The 17,501-nt window shown below is 72.4% G+C and carries 13 protein-coding genes and 1 pseudogene; 8 read left to right on the forward strand and 6 right to left on the reverse strand.

Features of this window, described 5'->3' with window-relative positions; all coding sequences use genetic code 11:
* The first annotated feature begins 221 nt into the window (after positions 1 to 221).
* From MOTC310_RS12985 to lptB, 5 genes are all read left to right on the forward strand, one after another.
* Positions 222 to 2,105 carry a potassium transporter Kup gene (locus tag MOTC310_RS12985; protein WP_331302227.1) on the forward strand — a complete coding sequence of 628 codons (1,884 nt, stop codon included), beginning with the start codon at positions 222 to 224 and terminating at the stop codon, positions 2,103 to 2,105.
* Between the two features lie 120 nt (positions 2,106 to 2,225).
* A complete protein-coding gene (gene htpG, locus MOTC310_RS12990; protein ID WP_331302054.1) occupies positions 2,226 to 4,058 on the forward strand; it encodes a molecular chaperone HtpG in 1,833 nt (610 codons plus the stop codon).
* Between the two features lie 229 nt (positions 4,059 to 4,287).
* On the forward strand, positions 4,288 to 5,007 hold the full coding sequence (gene lptC / locus MOTC310_RS12995; protein WP_331302055.1) for an LPS export ABC transporter periplasmic protein LptC: 720 nt from the start codon (positions 4,288 to 4,290) through the stop codon (positions 5,005 to 5,007).
* The gene (locus tag MOTC310_RS13000) at positions 5,004 to 5,675 is read left to right on the forward strand and encodes an LptA/OstA family protein (RefSeq protein WP_331302056.1); all 672 of its coding nucleotides are present in this window, start codon (positions 5,004 to 5,006) and stop codon (positions 5,673 to 5,675) included. Before lptC ends, MOTC310_RS13000 begins: the two co-directional genes overlap by 4 nt.
* A gap of 8 nt (positions 5,676 to 5,683) precedes the next feature.
* Complete coding sequence (lptB, locus tag MOTC310_RS13005; protein ID WP_419539895.1) at positions 5,684 to 6,535, forward strand: LPS export ABC transporter ATP-binding protein; 852 nt, start codon at positions 5,684 to 5,686, stop codon at positions 6,533 to 6,535.
* 39 nt (positions 6,536 to 6,574) lie between these two features.
* Here the strand turns inward: lptB and MOTC310_RS13010 are convergent, their stop codons facing one another.
* Complete coding sequence (locus MOTC310_RS13010) at positions 6,575 to 7,726, reverse strand: dimethylmenaquinone methyltransferase (protein ID WP_331302057.1); 1,152 nt, start codon at positions 7,724 to 7,726, stop codon at positions 6,575 to 6,577.
* A gap of 175 nt (positions 7,727 to 7,901) precedes the next feature.
* On the opposite strand from MOTC310_RS13010, the gene MOTC310_RS13015 reads away from it, so the two are divergent.
* The gene (locus MOTC310_RS13015) at positions 7,902 to 9,215 is read left to right on the forward strand and encodes an MFS transporter (protein ID WP_331302229.1); all 1,314 of its coding nucleotides are present in this window, start codon (positions 7,902 to 7,904) and stop codon (positions 9,213 to 9,215) included.
* Positions 9,216 to 9,239: 24 nt separating this feature from the next.
* On the opposite strand, the gene MOTC310_RS13020 is transcribed toward MOTC310_RS13015, so the two are convergent.
* From MOTC310_RS13020 to MOTC310_RS13035, 4 genes are read right to left on the reverse strand one after another with little or no spacing between them, the layout of a single operon-like run.
* Positions 9,240 to 10,367 carry a glycosyltransferase family 4 protein gene (locus tag MOTC310_RS13020; RefSeq protein ID WP_331302058.1) on the reverse strand — a complete coding sequence of 376 codons (1,128 nt, stop codon included), beginning with the start codon at positions 10,365 to 10,367 and terminating at the stop codon, positions 9,240 to 9,242.
* Position 10,368: 1 nt separating this feature from the next.
* Entirely contained in the window at positions 10,369 to 11,751 is a 1,383-nt protein-coding gene (locus tag MOTC310_RS13025) for a right-handed parallel beta-helix repeat-containing protein (protein ID WP_331302059.1), read from the reverse strand.
* Complete coding sequence (locus tag MOTC310_RS13030; RefSeq protein ID WP_103984900.1) at positions 11,748 to 12,689, reverse strand: glycosyltransferase family 2 protein; 942 nt, start codon at positions 12,687 to 12,689, stop codon at positions 11,748 to 11,750. Before MOTC310_RS13030 ends, MOTC310_RS13025 begins: the two co-directional genes overlap by 4 nt.
* A complete protein-coding gene (locus tag MOTC310_RS13035) occupies positions 12,686 to 14,143 on the reverse strand; it encodes a lipopolysaccharide biosynthesis protein (RefSeq protein WP_331302060.1) in 1,458 nt (485 codons plus the stop codon). The genes MOTC310_RS13030 and MOTC310_RS13035 overlap by 4 nt, the downstream gene beginning before the upstream one ends.
* Before the next feature lie 232 nt (positions 14,144 to 14,375).
* Between MOTC310_RS13035 and MOTC310_RS13040 the strand changes: the two genes are divergently transcribed.
* The gene (locus tag MOTC310_RS13040; protein ID WP_331302061.1) at positions 14,376 to 14,897 is read left to right on the forward strand and encodes a serine acetyltransferase; all 522 of its coding nucleotides are present in this window, start codon (positions 14,376 to 14,378) and stop codon (positions 14,895 to 14,897) included.
* A 1,211-nt stretch (positions 14,898 to 16,108) separates the two neighbouring features.
* Here MOTC310_RS13040 and MOTC310_RS13045 read toward each other — a convergent pair.
* Positions 16,109 to 16,858: pseudogene (locus MOTC310_RS13045) on the reverse strand (DUF1972 domain-containing protein); the annotation flags it as partial.
* Between MOTC310_RS13045 and MOTC310_RS13050 the strand changes: the two are divergent.
* Entirely contained in the window at positions 16,799 to 17,416 is a 618-nt protein-coding gene (locus MOTC310_RS13050; RefSeq protein WP_331302230.1) for a class I SAM-dependent methyltransferase, read from the forward strand. The pseudogene MOTC310_RS13045 and the gene MOTC310_RS13050 sit on opposite strands and share 60 nt — an antisense overlap.
* The last annotated feature ends 85 nt before the right edge of the window (positions 17,417 to 17,501 follow it).

Genomic DNA, 17,501 nt, shown 5'->3' on the forward strand with positions numbered 1-17,501 from the left:
TCACGTTCGGGTGACAAGTCTTCGTCGAGGTCGCTCCGGAGATGTCACGAGTCTATCGCCGCGCGACCGACTCGCTAAGGTTTCGCCCAACAGCGACGCCATCACCGGACCCGACCGTGAGCCAAGCCCTGCCTTCCGCGGCTGCCCCGGCGGTCGACCTCCCGGCGGCGCCGGTGGCGCGCAAGCCCGGCGCGACCCGGCACGGACCCGGCACCGCGCTCATGCTGGGCGCGCTGGGCGTCGTGTACGGCGACATCGGCACGAGCCCGCTCTACGCGTTCAAGGAGGCCGTGAAGGCGGCGACGGCCGGCGGCGCCTCGGTGCCGGCGGCGGCCACCGGCGCGGTCTCGCTGATCCTGTGGTCGCTGATCCTGATCGTGTCGCTGAAATACGCGGTGCTGATCCTGCGCGCGGACAACCGCGGCGAGGGCGGCATCGTCGCCATGCTGGCGCTGCTCGGCGCCCGTCAGGCCCGGCCGGGCACGTGGAAGGCGCTGCTGCTGGTGGTCGGGCTGGTGGGGGCGGCGCTGCTCTACGGCGACGGCGCGATCACGCCGGCGATCTCGGTCCTGTCGGCGATCGAGGGCCTGAAGGTCGACGCGCCGGGTCTGGGCCCGTACGTGGTGCCGATCACGCTGGTGATCCTGGTCGGGCTGTTCCTGGTCCAGCACAAGGGTGTGGCCGCCATCGGCCGGGTGTTCGGGCCCGTCATGCTGGTCTGGTTCGTCGTCCTCGTCCTGCTCGCGGTCCCGAGCATCCTGCGCGCGCCGGAGATCCTGGCGGCGGCCAACCCGTTCCGGGCCGTGGATTTCCTGATCCATGCCGGCTGGCACGTCAGCTTCCTGATGCTGGGCGCGGCCTTCCTGGCGGTGACCGGCGGCGAGGCGATGTACGCCGATCTCGGCCATTTCGGCGCGCCGGCGATCCGGGCCGCGTGGTTCGCCCTGGTGCTGCCGGCGCTGCTGATCCACTATTGCGGGCAGGGCGCGCTGATCATCGCCGACCCGAGCGCGATCGAGAACCCGTTCTACCGGCTCGCGCCGGACTGGGCGCACTACCCCCTGGTGGCGCTCGCCACGATGGCCACCGTCATCGCCTCGCAGGCGGTGATCTCGGGCGTCTACTCGCTCACCCAGCAGTCGATCCAGCTCGGCTTCATGCCGATGATGCGGGTGGTGCACACCGATGAGGACGAGCGCGGCCAGATCTACGTGCCGGCGGTGAACTGGCTGCTGGCCGCGGCGACCCTGACCGCCGTGGTGGTGTTCGGCTCCTCGGACGCCCTGGCCGGCGCCTACGGCATCGCGGTCTCGGCGCTGATGGGCATCACCACGCTGCTCGCCGCGCTGATCGCGCTCCGCTGGGGCTACAACCCGATCCTGGTCCTCGCGGTCAACGGCTTCTTCCTCGGCATCGACCTCGTGTTCTTCGCCGCCAACAGCGTGAAGCTGTTCGAGGGCGGCTGGTTTCCGCTGCTGCTCGCCGGCGCGGTCGCCTTCCTGATGCTGACCTGGATGAAGGGCAACCACGTTCTCGAATCCGTCCGTCAGACCATGCGCATGTCCGAGGCGGCCTTCCTGTCCAGCCTCAGCTCCCACCCACCGGTGACGCTGCCCGGAACCGCGGCCTTCCTGACCGCCGCCACCGAGGGCATTCCGATGGCGCTCGGCCGCCTGCTGGAGCGCAGTCGCTGCCTGCACGAACGGATCCTGCTGATCACCGTCGTCTACGAGGAGGAGCCGGTGATCCCGGCGAGCGAGCGGGCGCAGGTCACCCTGGTGGCTCAAGGCATCCGCAAGGCGATCTCCAAGTACACGCCGGGCATGGAGCGCGTCGTCCTGCGCTACGGCTTCATGCAGACCGCCTCGATCCCGGAGGGGCTGCAATGCGCGGTGGCGAGCGGGCTGCTGCCGCCGGAATATCTCGAGGACATGACGTATTTCGTGGGCCACGAAGTGGTCATCCCGTCGCCCACCCATCCCGGCATGGCGCCCTGGCGGGAGGCGATGTTCGCCTTCATGAAGCGCAACGCCGAGCGCACCGGCGCCCATTTCTGCCTGCCGACCCGGCAGATCGTGGAGGTTGGGACCGAGATCGAGATCTGACCGGCCGCGTCGCGCGTGAGCGGCGCATCGGAGGCCGAGGCCGGCCGTCTTTCGCATTGAAAACGGCCCCGTTCGCCAGCATATCGCCACCGCAATTTCCCCACAGCGGAGGCATCACCCGTGAGCGAGACGATCGAGCGGCACGAGTTCGGGGCGGAGGTGGGTCGCCTTCTCGACCTCGTCGTGCACGCGCTCTATTCCGACCGCGAGATCTTCCTGCGCGAGCTCGTCGCCAACGCGGCCGACGCCATGGACCGGCGACGATTCGAGGCGCTGACCTCGGCGGCGAGCGCCCTCCCGCCGGACGCCAAGGTCCGCATCGCGCCCGACAAGGAGGCGCGGACCCTCACCGTCTCGGATGCCGGCATCGGCATGACCAAGGAGGATCTCGCCACCAACCTCGGCACCATCGCGCGCTCCGGCACGCGGGCCTTCTCGCAGACGCTGGAATCCGCCAAGGCCGAGGACCGGCCGAGCCTGATCGGCCAGTTCGGCGTCGGCTTCTACTCGGCCTTCATGGTCGCCGACCGGGTCACCGTCACGTCGCGCCGCGCCGGCAGCGACGAGGCCTGGGCCTGGGCGTCGGACGGGCAGGGCAGCTACACCCTCGAACCGGCGACGCGGGCGGAGCCCGGCACCGACATCGTCCTGCACCTCAAGGACGATGCCGACGAGTACCTGGAGCCCTACCGGCTCGATCACCTCGTGCGGAAATGGGCCGACTTCATCACGGTGCCGATCGCCGTCGTGCGCGACGGCAAGGACGAATCCGCCAACCAGGGGACCGCGCTCTGGCGCAAGGCGAAGTCGGAGGTCACCGAGGAGCAGTACGAGGAATTCTACCACTCCATCGGCATGAACTTCGACAAGCCGTGGGCGACGCTCCACTGGCGCGCCGAGGGGCAGCTCGAGTTCTCCGCGCTGCTCTTCATCCCCGGCTCGAAGCCGTTCCAGGCCCTCGAGAACGAGCGGCAGAGCAAGGTCCGGCTGCATGTCCGGCGGATGTTCATCACCGACGAGGCCGAGCTGCTGCCGCCGTGGCTGCGCTTCGTCCAGGGCGTCGTCGACACCGAGGACCTGCCGCTGAACGTCTCCCGCGAGATGCTGCAATCGACCCCGGCGCTCGCCCGGATCCGCCGCGCGGTCACCGGGCGCGTCGTCTCCGAACTCACCACCCGCGCCAAGGACGCGGAGGGCTACCAGTCCTTCTGGGAGAATTTCGGCCCCGTCCTCAAGGAGGGCATCTACGAGGATTTCGAGCGCCGGGGCGAGATCGCGCCGCTCCTGCGCTTCCGCTCCTCGGCGGTCGAGGGCTGGACCTCGCTGCCCGACTACGTGTCCCGCATGAAGGACGGCCAGGAGGCGATCTACTACCTCGTCGCCGACGACGCCGAGGCGCTCAAGTCGTCGCCGCAGCTGGAGGGCTTCCGGGCCCGCGGCCTCGAGGTGCTGCTCCTCTCTGACCACGTCGACGCCTTCTGGCCCGATCAGCTCGGCACCTTCGACGAGAAGCCGCTCCGCTCGATCACCAAGGGCGGCCTCGACCTGTCGAAGTTCGCGCCGGAGGGCGAGCAGCCGGAGGCGCCGGAGGGCATCGACGCCTTCGTCGCCGCCGTGAAGACGGCGCTCGGCGCCGAGGTCTCGGACGTGCGCACCACCGACCGGCTCGTCGATTCGGCCGTGGTCCTCTCGGCCGGCACCGGCGGACCCGACCTGCAGATGCAGCGGCTCATGCGCCGGGCCGGGCGGGCCGGTGCCGGGCAGCCGATCCTGGAGATCAACCCGCGCCACCCTCTGATTCGGGCGCTGGCCGCGGCACCCGAATCGGAGGTGCCGCAGGCCGCCGGCACGCTCCTCGACCTCGCCCGCATCCAGGACGGCGACAGCCCCCGCGACCCGGCGGGCTTCGCCCGCACGGTGGCGGCGGCGCTCGCGGCCGCGCGGGGCGCGTAGGACTACGGAGACCCGCGCTGCACGCTGCCGGGACGCCGCGCGCGGCGTGTGTCTCCACACACATCCGTTCGGGATGATTGTGGGTTCGGTTGATCATTCGGAAATGGTCGAGCCATAACTTCGCCACCGGTCGGGATCATTGCCCGGCCGAAGGCGCGGGCGCGGTGGGGGCCGCAGGCGTCTGAGCCGAACCCTCTCGCGCGCCTCGGGCGCGCCTCACGGACGCTGCATGAACCCGGTCGAGGCTGAAGCCGGCAACGGACAGGCGGTCGCGGCGGCGCGGACCCGGGCCCACGCCCGGGCGTACCGCCACAGCGGACGCGTGCGCACCATGCGCCGGCTGATTCCGGTGGTCGCCGGCGGCGCGGTGGCGCTGCTGCTGGGCTACCTGTTCAATCCCTTCGCGGCGCAGCTGCCGGGCGTCTCGGTCGGCCCGGTGACGCTGGCCGGCTCCAAGGTCCGCATGGAGAACCCGCGGCTCTCGGGCTTCCGCCAGGGCACGCGCGGCTACGAGGTGACGGCCGACGCGGCCCTTCAGGACGTCCGTAAGCCGAGCCAGATCGAGCTGCAGCAGATGCGCGGCCACATCGCCACCGACGATCAGGGCGGCATCGCCCGCCTCTCGGCGGCCTCGGGCCTGTTCGACACCGCCCGCGAGGCGCTCGATCTGAAGGACGACATCCGGATCTGGACCGACAAGGGCGAGGAGGCGCGGCTGCGCTCCGCCGCCGTCGCGTTCAAGACCGGCTCGATCAGCTCGCAGGAACCCGTCACCGTCTCGAGCCCGCGGGCCAACGTGAAGGCCGACACCCTCGACGTCGTCGAGAACGGCAAGCGGATCTCCTTCGTGGGCAACGTCCACGTGGTCATCGCGAACGAGGATCAGGCTGAGAAGCCGCAGGCCCGCATCCTGACCTCGGATGCCGAAGCCGCGGACGGTGCGCGATGAGCGCCGCCCGCATCCTGTGGGCCGCCCTGGCGGCCGGGCTGGTCCTCGCCGGTCCGGCGCTGGCCGAGAAGCCGGCGCGCAAGGACTCGCCCTTCGGCAATATCGGCGGCGGCGGCAAGGACCCGATCAAGATCGACGCCGACCGGCTCGACGTGTTCGACCGGGAGAACAGGGCGGTCTTCGCCGGCAACGTCGTGGCCGTGCAGGGCGACAGCACCATCCGCTGCTCGACCATGACGGTGACCTACAAGCGCGGCAAGGACGCGTCGGGCAAGGGCGCCAAGGGCGACGCCAAGCCTGAGGCGCGGGACGAGGGCGCCGACGCGGCGCCGCGGAACCCCGCCGAGAACGGGATCCAGAAGGTCGACTGCGCCGGGCCGGTGACGGTGGTGCAGAAGGACCAGGTCGCCACCGGCGACCACGCGGTGTTCGACCAGGATGCCAAGCGCATCGTGCTGACCGGCAACGTCGTCCTGAGCCAGTGCCAGAACGTCACTCGCGGGCAGCGGCTCGTCTACGACATGAACACCGGGCGGGCGAACATGGACCCGGTGGCGGGCGGCCGCGTCTCGGCCCTGTTCGTGCCCGGCGAGAAATCCGATGCCAAGGACGGCAAGGCGAAGGGCTGCACGCAGCCGCCGCCGCGGCCGAAGGCGCAGGTCGATTGAGCGGCGCCGTGGCGTTCCAGGCGGGCCCGCAGGAGCCGGCGGGCCGTACGGGCTGGCTCGGACGCTTGTTCGGCCGGCGCGCGCGGCAGCCGGATGCCGCCGAGGCCGACGGCTGGTCCGCGGCCGAGGAGGGCGGCCTCGGCATCCTCAGCGTGCGCGGGCTGCGCAAGAGCTACGGCGCCCGCACGGTCGTCCACGAGGCCGGTCTCACCGTCCGCACCGGCGAGGCCGTGGGGCTCCTCGGGCCGAACGGCGCCGGCAAGACCACGATCTTCTACATGATCACCGGGCTGGTGGCGGCCGATCGCGGCCACATCACCCTGGACGGCCTCCCGATCACGCACCTGCCCATGTACCAGCGGGCGCGGCTCGGGATCGGCTACCTGCCGCAGGAGGCCTCGATCTTCCGCGGTCTCACCGTCGAGGACAACATCCGCGCGGTGCTGGAAGTGGCCGAGCCCGACCGCAAGGCGCGCGCGCGCAAGCTGGATTCCCTGCTGGAGGAGTTCGACATCGCGCGCCTGCGCAAGTCGCCCTCGATCGCGCTCTCGGGCGGCGAGCGTCGGCGCTGCGAGATCGCCCGCGCGCTCGCCTCCTCGCCGACCTTCATGCTGCTCGACGAGCCCTTCGCGGGCATCGACCCGATCGCGGTCGGCGACATCCAGGACTTGGTGAAGCACCTGAAGCAGCGCGGCATCGGCGTGCTGATCACCGATCACAACGTCCGCGAGACGCTGGGCCTGATCGACCGCGCCTACATCGCCCATTCCGGCCGCATCCTCACCGAGGGCACGCCCGAGGAGATCGTGGCGAACCCGGACGCGCGCCGGCTCTATCTCGGCGAGGATTTCCGGCTCTAGGGCCGTCGCCGCGCCCGCGGGAACGGGGCGAGCGATGGCTCACCCCTTCCAGTTCTTGAGCGCCGCGAACGGGCTGTCCGAGCCGGCCGGCTTCTCCGGGTTCAGCACCGGCTCGACCTGGCTGATCGCGTCCGCCATCGAGAAGGCCGAGCCGCTCTGGAGCCGGCCGCCCGCCGCGTCGCGGTGGCCGCCGCCGCGGAACAGGCGGGCGCCGTCCAGCGCCGTGCCGTCGTTGGACCGGAACGACAGCGTGCCCATCCGCTGGACGTTGACCACGCGCTTGGCCCGGCCCGCATCCATGATCAGGTCGGAGACCCGCTGGAAGGTGCCCGAGTCGAGGGCGAAGGACAGGAGCGTGCCGTCCTTCAGCGGCCGGAAGAGGGAGTCCGAGCGGGCGAGCGCCCGGGCGAGCCGCATCCGTGTCGTCAGGGTCGGATCGTCGTCCGGCGCGTCGCGCAGCAGGGCGTCGACCACGCCGGTGCGGATCGCCGAGGCGCGGCGCTCCAGCTCGGCCGGGCTCGCCCCGTCCCGGAGGGCGGCGGCGGCCGCGAGCAGGATCTCGGACACGAACCGGTCGTGCCAGGGATGTCCGACCGGCACGTAGCTCGACACGACCTCCCAGAACAGCTCGTCCAGGGCGAGGCCGCCCCGGAAGGCAGAGCTCTCCTTGCGCCAGAGGTCGAGGGCATCGACCGCGGCGAGCAGGCTCGACAGGTCGGCCGCGGGCTCGTGCGCGGCGAACAGGGCGCGGTGCTCGAAGGTCATCCGCGTCGCGCAGATGTCGTCCTCGATCAGCACGGCGATCTCGGGGTCGCCCAGGTCGATCCGGTGGAGCGCCGGCCGCGCAGCGTCGGGCGTCGCCTCGAGACCCAGGCGCCGCAGCTGGTCGAGGGACGAGGCGTGGTGGTCGAGGACCACGAGGCGGTGCTTCTGCCCGTCCTCGCGGCGCCGGTTCATCGCGGCGAACTTCTTCAGGCCCGCGATGGTCTGCTCCTCCAGGCCGAGGTCGGTCATCAGCAGGATCTCGCGCTCCGCCGCGCGGCCGAGGCGCTTGATCTCGTCCTCGAAGACCGGGCCGACATCGCTGTAGCGGGGCACGTGGACGACGCGCTCGACCGTGGCGCAGGCGGCGGCGACCGTGGAGGCGCCGTAGCCGTCGAGGTCGTGGTGGGTGATCTGGATCAGGCGCAACGGGCGGACTCGAAGGGTGACGAAGCGGCCCGTCTACGACGCCCGGCGCCGGGAGGCGAGGGGGGCGGGCCTTCCGTCCGGCGGCGTTCGGTGCAGAATGGCCCGGGCCGCACGAGTCGCGAAGGACCGGCCGGCCACGGAGACCCCCAAGGGGCCCGTAACTCGGGAGGACATGATGGCCCTGGCCGCAACGCCGCGTCTGCGCCGCATCCAGACGATCTCGCTCGCCCTGCTGGTGACGGCGGGCGTCGTGAACTACGTCGACCGGGCCACCCTGGCGGTGGCCAACCCGCTGATCCGCGAGGATCTCGGCCTCTCGATCCCCGACATGGGATTGCTGCTCTCGGCCTTCCTCTGGGCCTACGCCTTCGCGCAGCTGCCGGCCGGAGCGCTCGCCGACCGGCTCGGCCCGCGCCTGACCCTGACGCTCGGCCTGACCTGCTGGTCGTTCGGGCAGATGCTCGGCGGCGCGGTGACGTCGTTCTGGCAGTTCGTGAGCGCGCGGATCGTGCTCGGAATCGGCGAGGCGCCGCACTTCCCGACCTGCGCCCGGGTCTCGCGCGACTGGTTCAACATCCGCCAGCGCGGCACCGCCACCGGGATCTGGAACTGCGCCTCCTCGCTCGGGACCTTCCTGGCGCTGCCGCTGCTCACCTTCCTGATGGTGAGCTTCGGCTGGCGGGCGATGTTCGTCATCATGGGCGCGGCCGGCCTCGCGCTCGCCGCGATCGTCTACCTGGTCTTCCGCAACCCGCGCGAGACCGACCTGACGCCGGGGGAGCGCGCCTTCCTGGAGGAGGGCGATGCCCCGAACGCGAGCCGGGCGGTCACCTGGAGCGCGTGGCGGCGGCTCTTCGGGTTCCGCACCAGCTGGGGGATGATCGTCGGCTATTTCGGCTGCATCTACATGACGTGGCTCTACACCGCGTGGCTGCCGAGCTACCTCGAGATCGAGCGGCACTTCACCCTGCAGAAGACCGGCCTCGTCGGCTCGATCCCCTTCGCCTTCGGCGTGCTCGGCGGCATCCTGGGCGGCCGCGTGGTCGATGTGCTGGTCCGCCGCGGCGTCGACCCGATCCGCAGCCGCAAGATCCCGATGGTCGGCTCCCTGGTGGCGACCGCCGCCTTCACGGTGGTGGCGGCCCTGACGCCGAGCGACACCCTCGCCATTGCCTGCATCTCGGCCTCTCTGTTCCTGGTCTACATGAGCTCGTCCTCGGCCTGGGCGATGGCCTCCGTGGCGGCTCCGGCCAGTTGCACGGCGTCGCTCGGCGCCATGCAGAATTTCGGCGGCTACATCGGCGGCGCCCTGGCGCCGACCGTGACGGGCTTCATCGTCGGCGGCACGGGCCACTTCTCCATGGCCTTCATCACCGGGGCCGTGATCGCCCTGGTGGCGGCCCTGGGCTACTGGACGCTGATCCAGGATCCCATCGCCGACGAGGCACCCGTCGATCCTCCCGTCGGCGCGCTCGGGGCCGCACGATAGGCAGGCCGACGACCTCCGGCCCCCTCAACCCCGCAGGTTCGGGGCGGCCAGGATCAGGTCGCGGAGATGCGTGCGGGCCGTGAAGCTCCGGCGCATCAGGTCGACGAAGGTGGCGGCCGGCCCGTCCCAATCGTGGCGCGCCGCGTGGGCCCGCGCGGCGCTCGCGTCGAAGGGCAGCCGCCCCTCGATCGCCGCCGCCATCAGCTCCGCGAGCCGGTCCACCCGGTCGGGCGCGTCCGGGTCGAAGTAGCTCGCCGCGCTGCCGCCGGCCTCCGGGATGGCCGTCAGGCTCGAGGCGATGACGGGGGTTCCCCGCGCGAGGCTGTCGAGCACCGGGATGCCCCAGCCCTCGCCGCGGCTCGGGAAGACCAGGGCGGCGGCCCGGGCGTAGAGGTCGGACAGGCCCCGGTCGTCGATGCCGGCGATGTGCACCGCGTCCGGAGTCCGGGCGAGTCGGTCGAGGGTCTCGGGCCGCTCGCCGTCGCCCTTGCCGACCACGATCAGCCGGGCCGCGCCCGCCGGCAGCCGCGCGAAGGCGTCGAGGACGAGGCCGAGATTCTTCCTCGGCTCCAGCCGGCCGACCATCAGCAGGTACGGGCGCCCGTCGGCGAGCGGCGTCCGCTCCGTGACCGCCTGCGGCGGCGTGGAGCCGCAGCGCACCTCGGCGATGCGCTCCCGCGCGATGCCGTAGACCGTGGCGATGGAGTCGCGGCTGTAGTCGGAGATGGTCAGGACCAGCTTGGCGCGCCGCGCCGAGAGCCGGGTCAGGATCTTGTTCCGCCAGCGCATCGACCAGGGGAAGAACTCGGGGTGCGTCTCGAACAGGATGTCGTGGACCACCACCACCTGCCGGTCGCCCGGCACCAGCGGCGGGGCGATGTAGGTGGTCAGCAGCGTGTCCAGACGGTCGCGCAGGAACAGCCACGGCCAGACCAGGGTCAGCCGCACGGTCGCGGGCACGCGCGGCAGCCGTTGGTGCTCGATGTTGTCGCCTGAGACGATGCGGGCGCAGGCCTCCGGGTCGCCGGAATACACCACGTAGGTGGCGTCCGGGTGGCGCGCGGCGGCGCGCCCGATGATGTTCACGAGCCAGGTCCGGCTGCCCTGCGGCTTGCCGGTGAGCACGTGCGCGTCGATGCCGATGCGAAGCATGTTACGGGTTCCTGTAGGCGCCGAAGGTCGGGGCCTCGCCGGGGGCGTAGGCCTGGCCGGCGATGTCGCGGGTGGCGCCGAGCGGGATGCCGGCGCGGGCCGGGGGCGCCGTCAGGGCGAGCCCGCCGGCCATGGGGTTCGCGGGATCGCGGAAGGCGGGCGTGCCGGTGAGGTCGGGACCCTGACCGTTGAGCGGCAGGCTCGCCCCGTCGCCGGTGGCCTGCGTGCCCCAGCGGTAGAGCGGGGCGCCGACGGCGCTGCCGAGGAAGTTCGGCCCGATCGCGTTGTTGTTGTCGGTGGTGGTCGCCTCGACCACGATCGCGGCCACGTTCGGCCGGGTCGCGTAGGCGATGTTGTTGAGCACCCGGTTGTTCGACGTGCGGTCGACCTGCTTGGTGTAGTCGGAGGCCAGCACGATCTCGCCGCGATAGACGTGCTTGCCGCCGGAATCGCGCATGTTGCTGGTGGTCGTGTTGTTGACCACCGTGTTGGAGCCGGCGTCGAACAGGTTGATCCCGGCGCCGTCGTTGTCGGCCGCGACGTTGAACGCGACGACGTTGCCGTCGCACCACTGGTCGATCTGGATGCCGTTGCCGTCCTGGCCGGTGGTCTCCTTCTGGCCGGTGACGATGTTGTACCGGATGATGTTGCGGTCGCCGGCGTCCTGGGCGGCGTCCTTGGCGTAGACGTGGATGCCCGAGGTGCCCGACATCCCCACGCCGTTGCCCGCGACGCGGTTGCCCTCCACGACGTAGCCGGAGCCGTTGATCTCCATCCCGTGGATGCCGTTGCCGGTCACGGTGTTGTCGAGGATGTAGCTCGGATCCTCCGCGGGCGCGCTGATCACGTCGACGGCCACGCCGTGGGTCTGGTTGTCGGCGAGCGTGTTGCCGCTGATGCGATGACCCGCCCCAGCACCGTCGCCGATCCAGATCCCCAGGCCGGAGCGGGACACGGTCGAGCCCGCGACCGTGACGTGGCTCGATCCCCGGCGGATGATGAAGCCGGAATTCACCGCGCCCTGGACGGTCAGGCCCGTGACCGTGACGTAGGCGGCGTTCTCGAACACCACGGAGTTGGACAGGCGCGGCTGCGTGCCGGGTTCTGCCGCCACCGTCACCGGTGCCGCCGCGGTCCCGCGGGAGCCGACGACCACGACGTCGCCGTAGCTGCCGCCGCGGACGAGCACGCTCGAGCCAGGACCGAGCGCGGCGAAGGGCACGTCGGCGAGCCGCGCCACCGTGGTGTAGCCGGGCTTCGCGCCGCCGGCGGGATCGACCAGGATGTTCCGCTGCACCTGCGCGTCGGCCGGGCCGCAGGCAGCCAGGACCGGCAGGATCAGCGTTGACAGGGCGCCGCCGAGGACCGTGCGGGGCCACCTCATGCCGCGAGCGCCCGGGCGATGGCGAGGCGCTTGCGCCGCTGGAACAGCCGCCGCCACACGCTGCGACCGGCCTCGGGGCTGATCCGCGTCAGCGCGCGCGCCGCCATCTGCCAGCCGGGCAGGAGCGCCTGCGGCATGGCGAGGTCGGCGACCCGGTGGCGCGCCGCCGCGCCCAGCGGCGGCGGCCCGACGAGGCCGAGCCGGCCGAGATCCGCCACGAGGTCCGGGCGCTTGCGGTACCACAGCACCAGCGCCGCGCCCTCGCGCTCGGCGATCCGCAGGTAGGCCGCCTCGTCCAGGAGGTGGTGGTGGTAGCCCAGCGCCTCGGGCGCGTAGAACAGGCGCATGCCGCGCCGGGCCAGCCGCTCGCCGAGCTCGATGTCCTCGTGCCAGAACAGCTTCGGGTCGAAGCCGCCCGCCTCCTCCAGGAAGCGCCGGTCGACGCTGACGTTGCAGGTCAGGAACGCGTCCCAGCCGACCTCGTCGCGGCCCGCCAGCGCGTCGTAGGAGGCGTCGTGGTGGAGCGCCGAGAAGGGCGAGAAGGGCAGGGCGGGGTCGATCGTCATCCGTCCGAGGATCGCGGTCTCACGACCGCCCCGCCGGGCGTGGGCGAGGCGGTGCGCCTCGACGAGGCTCGGGACCGGGATCGTGTCGTCGTTGACGATCAGGAGGCGCTCGCCCCGCGCCGCCGCGATGGCGCGGTTGCGGGCGGCGTTCGCTCCGGCATTCTCCTGGCGCAGGTGCACCACGGGGATCCGGGCCGTGGCGACGGCGCGGCTGACGACCGTCCCGGTGTGGTCGGTCGAGCCGTCGTCGCAGACGACGATCTCGAAGGGCGCGTCCGTCTCCTGCCGGTCGAAGGCCCTCAGGCACAGGCGCAGCGTGTCGGCGCGGTTGTAGGTCGGGATGATGACCGAGAGCACGGGTCGATCGCTCATGAGGAGGCGTCCGGGAGCGGGAGGTCGAGGGGATCGGTCGGGGCGCGGCGCAGGCACAGCCACCCCGCGAGGGCGACCGAGAGGATCGCGACGGCGGGCACTATCGCGGGCACCAGCGCGGCGGGACCGGCCGCCCAGGCGAGGGCGGTGAGGAGGGCCGGCGCGGCTACGGTCGGCACGTCGGCCAGAGCCGCGGGCGGTCCGGCCTCCCGCCAGAAGGCGTGGGCCAGGACGAGCAGCATCGCGGCCTCGGCGAGCAGCGCGGCGAGACCCGCACCGAGGAGCGGATCCCAAGGGATCAGCAGCGCGCAGGCGATGAGGTTGGTGGCGCAGGCCGCCGCGCTCCCGCGCACCGCGAAGCCGGTCCGGCCCAGCGGGACGAGGCCCGCGAACAGGACCGTGGCGGCGATCAGCAGGACGCTCATCCCGGTGGCGATGCGCAGCACCGGGACGGCGCCGCCGAAACCCGGTCCGAAGGCGAGGCGCACCAGGGGCTCCGCCAGGGCGCAGGCCGCCACCGCTCCGGCGCAGGACGCGGCGAGGATCGGGACCAGCGCGCCGCGGACCCGCGCGCGCAGGGTGGTCGTGCCGGCGCGCGACCGCCCCTCCACGATGGGTCCGACGGCGCGCCCGAAGACCGGCACCAGCGGGGCGCACAGGGTGATCGCCACCGCGGCGCCGAGCTCGAAGAACCGGAAGCCGGCCGTGAACTGGCCGAGCTCGGCCGCGCCCGCGAAGGCGGCCAGCATCATCAGGCTGATCCGGCCGTTGAGCGCGCCGAGGGCGTTCGAGACGCCCACCCCCGCCGCGGCCCGGATCGTCGCCAGGGCGTGCGGCAGCGAGGCGGGGCGCGCCGGGACGAGGCGCAGCGCCAGCGCCAGCCCGACCGCGCCGTACGCGATGCCGGCGGCCACCGCCACGAGGCTGAGCGCCGCCTCCGGAAGCTGCAGCCAGAGCGCGAGTGCCGTCCCGCCGATCAGCAGGGCGGCGTTGGCGAGCGACGGCCAGACGGACCAGGCCGGCCGCGCGCAGACCTGGAACAGGGCGTCGAGGAAGCGCGCGGCCGCGAGCGGCATCAGCAGGGCGGCGAGCGCCAGGGCGGGCCGGATCGCGTCCGGCAGCATCGGCAGGGCGCAGAGGAGTGCGGCGCCTGTCGCGAGACCGAGAACGAGGCGCGCCGACAGCATCCGGCCGAACTCGGCCGCCCGCATCTGCGGCCCGAGCGCGCCGAGCCGCGCCCCGAAGGTCAGCGTGGTGCCGAAATCCGCCGCGATCAGCGCCAACGCCAGGATCGCCAGGGCGAGGCCGTAGCGGCCCAGCGCCGCCGGGCCGGCGAAGCGGCCGACCATTGCGAAGGCCGCGAAGCCCGCCGCGAGATAGACGCCGCGGCCCGCCGCCTGCCCGAGCAGGTTCGCGCCGTAGCGCAGCCCGCCGGCGCGCCTCCGTACCGACAATCGGTTTACCAAGCGAAGCATCTCTCGGTGAAGCCTGACTGAAAACTGCGACCTACGATTGCATCGTGGCAGGCTGCGTATGGCTTGCAACTGCAGTCTCAATTTATGGTTGCAGAGTTATCGCGTTGGCAAAACCGGAGGATTGCGTATGTGCGAGACAGCCGCTGGGCCGGAGCTGTGTCTCTCGCGCGGATCGGACGCCGAGCCGGGGCGGCGCCTCCGGTGGGGCGAAGTGCGAACCGCTCTGGCCGCCGACCGGGCTCACTGGCGCCGGCGCGGCGGCGGGCCGGCAATCCTCCGCCGGGGCTATCACGCGGTCTGGCTCTACCGCGTGTCCCGCTACGCCCACGAGCGCGGCTGGCGGATGGCGGCGTGGCTGCTGTGGCTGGTGAACGGCTGGTGGACGGGCGCCGACATCCCGCCCTCCAGCCGCATCGCCGGCGGCCTGTTCCTGCCGCAGCCCTACGGGACGATCATCGCCGGCGCCGTGGGCCGCGACGCCGCCTTCGGGATCCAAGCCTCCATCGGCGGCCTGCTGAAGGAGCCCGATCAGGACATCGGCGGCGGCCCCGGCCTGCCGGTGCTGGGCGACGACGTCGTCCTGGAGGCCGGCGCGATCGTCCTCGGCGCCGTGCCGATCGGCGACCGGGCCCGGCTCGGCCCGCGGACGACCATCCTCAAAGCTGTCCAGGCCGACGAGGAGGTCATGCCGCAGCCCTGGCGGCCTCTTCCCGGACGGGGCGTCGCGGCGTGAGCGGCCCGATGACGGATCACGTCACCCTGCCGGGCCTGCGGCGCCTCCTGGCGGCCGACTTCGCCCGCGTCCTGCACCAGACCACGGGCGGCAAGCCGACCTCCCGGCTGCGCCGCATGATGCACCTCACGCTGCCGGCCATGCAGGTGGCGATCCTCCACCGGACCGCGCACCTGCTCCACGGCCGGGGCCGGCGTCGCTGCGCCGCCCTGGTGGCCGACCTGTCGCTGCGGCTCACGGGCGCCTCCCTGCATCCTGGCTCGCGGCTGGGACCCGGGCTGTTCGTGCCGCATCCGGCGCGTGTCGCCTTCTGCGGCACCGGCGGCGCCGAGCTCACGCTCCTGCCCGGTACACTTGTCGGGCCGCGGGACTGGGTCTTCCCGAACCAGCCGTTCCCCGCCGACGGCCCCAGCCTCGGCGACGGCGCGGTGGTCGGCGCGCACGCCGCCGTGCAGGGGGCCGTCGCCGTCGGCGCGGGCGCGACGGTTGGGATCGGGGTCTGCAGCCTCCGGGATGTCCCGGCCGGTACCGTGACGATGCTGGCCCAGCGGCAGGTGCGCAGCGGGGGGCTGGGCCCGGAGGCCGGCCATGGCCGCTAGGCCCGGCCGCCGGCCCGCCCGCTCGGGCGCGAGCTGGCGGCGCAGCACGCGCTCGTAGGCGTCGAAGATGCCGCGCCACGTGAACGCCTCGGCGTGGCGGCGACGGGACGCCTCGCCCATGACGGCGAGACGGCGCGGCCCGGCCCGCACCAGGCCCAGGATGCCCTGCCGCAGCTCGGTCTCGTCGCCGAAGTACAGCGCCTGCGGCCCCGCCACCCACCGGTTGAACGGGTTGTCGTGGGCGAGGATCGGCGAGCCGGCCCCCAGCGCCTCGACCAGCGACGGGTTGGTCCCGCCCACCGTGTGGCCGTGGATGTGGAAGCGGGCGTGGAAGCGGAGCGCGGCCACGCGCTCGGCCTCGTAGATCGCGCCGGCGAAGATCACGTCCGGCCCCCCCGCCGCCTGGACGGCGCAGTGGTACGGGTCGGACTCCGCGAGCTTGCCGAGCACGAGCAGCGGCAGCCCCGGCCGGACCTCGCTCCAGGCCCGGACGATCTGGAGCACGAGGTTCTCGGGCACCACCCGGGCGATCAGCAGGCCGTAATCCCGCGTGCGCAGGCCGAACTTCGCCAGCGGCGCGGTCGGGGCCTCGACCACCGGGTCGGCGCCGTACGCGATGGTGGTGATCCGCGCCGAAGAGGTTCCGCGGGCGAGGTGCCGGGCGATCTCCGGGTGGTCCGCCACGAGGTGGGTCGAGAACAGGCTGCCGAGGCGCTCGTTCAGCCAGAACCAGGCCTTGGCGGGCCTCGACCAACGGTCGCGCTTCCACTCGATGCCGTCCATGTTCATCACGCTGCGCTTGCCCGTCAGCCGGTAGAGCAGCGAGAACACCGCGGTGTTGTAGCCGAGCACGAGGGGCAGGGCCGGCCGGAATGCCGCCCGCAGGGTGCATCTCAGGTCGAACACGATCGTCGAGACGGCGCCGTCGCCCCGGACCGCGACCGGGATCAGCGTGATCCCGCGCCAGACGGTCGGCGGCGCCGGCTCGCGCACCTGACAGTAGACCTCGACCCGCCAGCCGCGCGCCACGAGCTCCAGCGCGAGGCGCTCCGCCAGAGTCTCGAAACCCCCGTGCGCCGCCGGCACCCCGCGGGTGCCGAGGATCGCCACCGCCGGGCGCCCGCCCGATCCCCCCGCTTTCACGCGCGCCGTGGGCGCGGCACGTTCAGAGGAGCCTGAAGCATGGTCACGGTCGAACAGCGTCTGTTCCGGGAGATGGGAGCCGGGGGCTATTCCCGGCACGACCACCGGATGGAGTACATCGTGCGCGTCAACGCGCTGCTCCGGCCGGACATGCGGGTGATGGAGTTCGGCGCGGGGCGCGGCAAGTGGAGCGATGACCCGGTCCCACTGCGCCGGCACCTCGGCGACTTCCGGGGGCGCTGCGCCCAGGTCGTCGCCTGCGACGTCGACGAGGCGGTCCTCGGCAACAGGTCGGCCGACGAGGTCCGGCTGATCGGTCACGACGGGGTGCTGCCATTTCCGGACGGGAGCTTCGACCTGATCTCGGCCTTCTCGGTCCTCGAACATATCGAGCATCCCGAGGTCACCGCGGCGGAGCTCGGCCGCGTGCTCGCCCCGGGCGGCTGGCTCTGCGCCTGGACGCCGAACCGCTGGGGCTATGTCGGGATCGGGGCGCGGCTCGTGCCGAAGCGGCTGCACGCCCGGGTACTGCGCCTCGTCGAGCCGCGGCGCGTCGAGATCGACTCGTTCGTGCCGCTCTACACGATGAACACGGAGGCGGCGCGGAAGCGGCTTTTCCCAACTGACCGGTTCGAGCACTTCACCTACAGTTTCGACGGGCAGCCGTTCTATCATGGCGAGAACATCGTCCTGGGCAAGTTCTGGGAGCTGCTGTTCCGGCTCACGCCGGGCCCGTTCAAGGGCTACCACATGGTGTTCATCCGCAAGCGGCCGTGACGGTTCGCGCGACCACGGACGAAGACTGCGCAGGTGCCCGGCAAATCTGCGCATATCCTCGGCCTTGCGGGCGAGGTCCGGCTGC

This window comes from Methylobacterium oryzae (assembly GCF_036441375.1).
GTDB lineage: Bacteria > Pseudomonadota > Alphaproteobacteria > Rhizobiales > Beijerinckiaceae > Methylobacterium > Methylobacterium oryzae_A.

Bases quoted from the DNA above. Each gene is read 5' to 3' on its own strand.
- MOTC310_RS12985 (WP_331302227.1), top strand. From the start codon at position 222: ATGCTGGGCGCGCTGGGCGTCGTGTACGGCGACATCGGCACGAGCCCG.
- lptC (WP_331302055.1), top strand. From the start codon at position 4,288: ATGAACCCGGTCGAGGCTGAAGCCGGCAACGGACAGGCGGTCGCGGCG.
- MOTC310_RS13000 (WP_331302056.1), top strand. From the start codon at position 5,004: ATGAGCGCCGCCCGCATCCTGTGGGCCGCCCTGGCGGCCGGGCTGGTC.
- MOTC310_RS13015 (WP_331302229.1), top strand. From the start codon at position 7,902: ATGGCCCTGGCCGCAACGCCGCGTCTGCGCCGCATCCAGACGATCTCG.
- MOTC310_RS13020 (WP_331302058.1), bottom strand. From the start codon at position 10,367: ATGCTTCGCATCGGCATCGACGCGCACGTGCTCACCGGCAAGCCGCAG.
- MOTC310_RS13025 (WP_331302059.1), bottom strand. From the start codon at position 11,751: ATGAGGTGGCCCCGCACGGTCCTCGGCGGCGCCCTGTCAACGCTGATC.
- MOTC310_RS13030 (WP_103984900.1), bottom strand. From the start codon at position 12,689: ATGAGCGATCGACCCGTGCTCTCGGTCATCATCCCGACCTACAACCGC.
- MOTC310_RS13050 (WP_331302230.1), top strand. From the start codon at position 16,799: ATGGAGTTCGGCGCGGGGCGCGGCAAGTGGAGCGATGACCCGGTCCCA.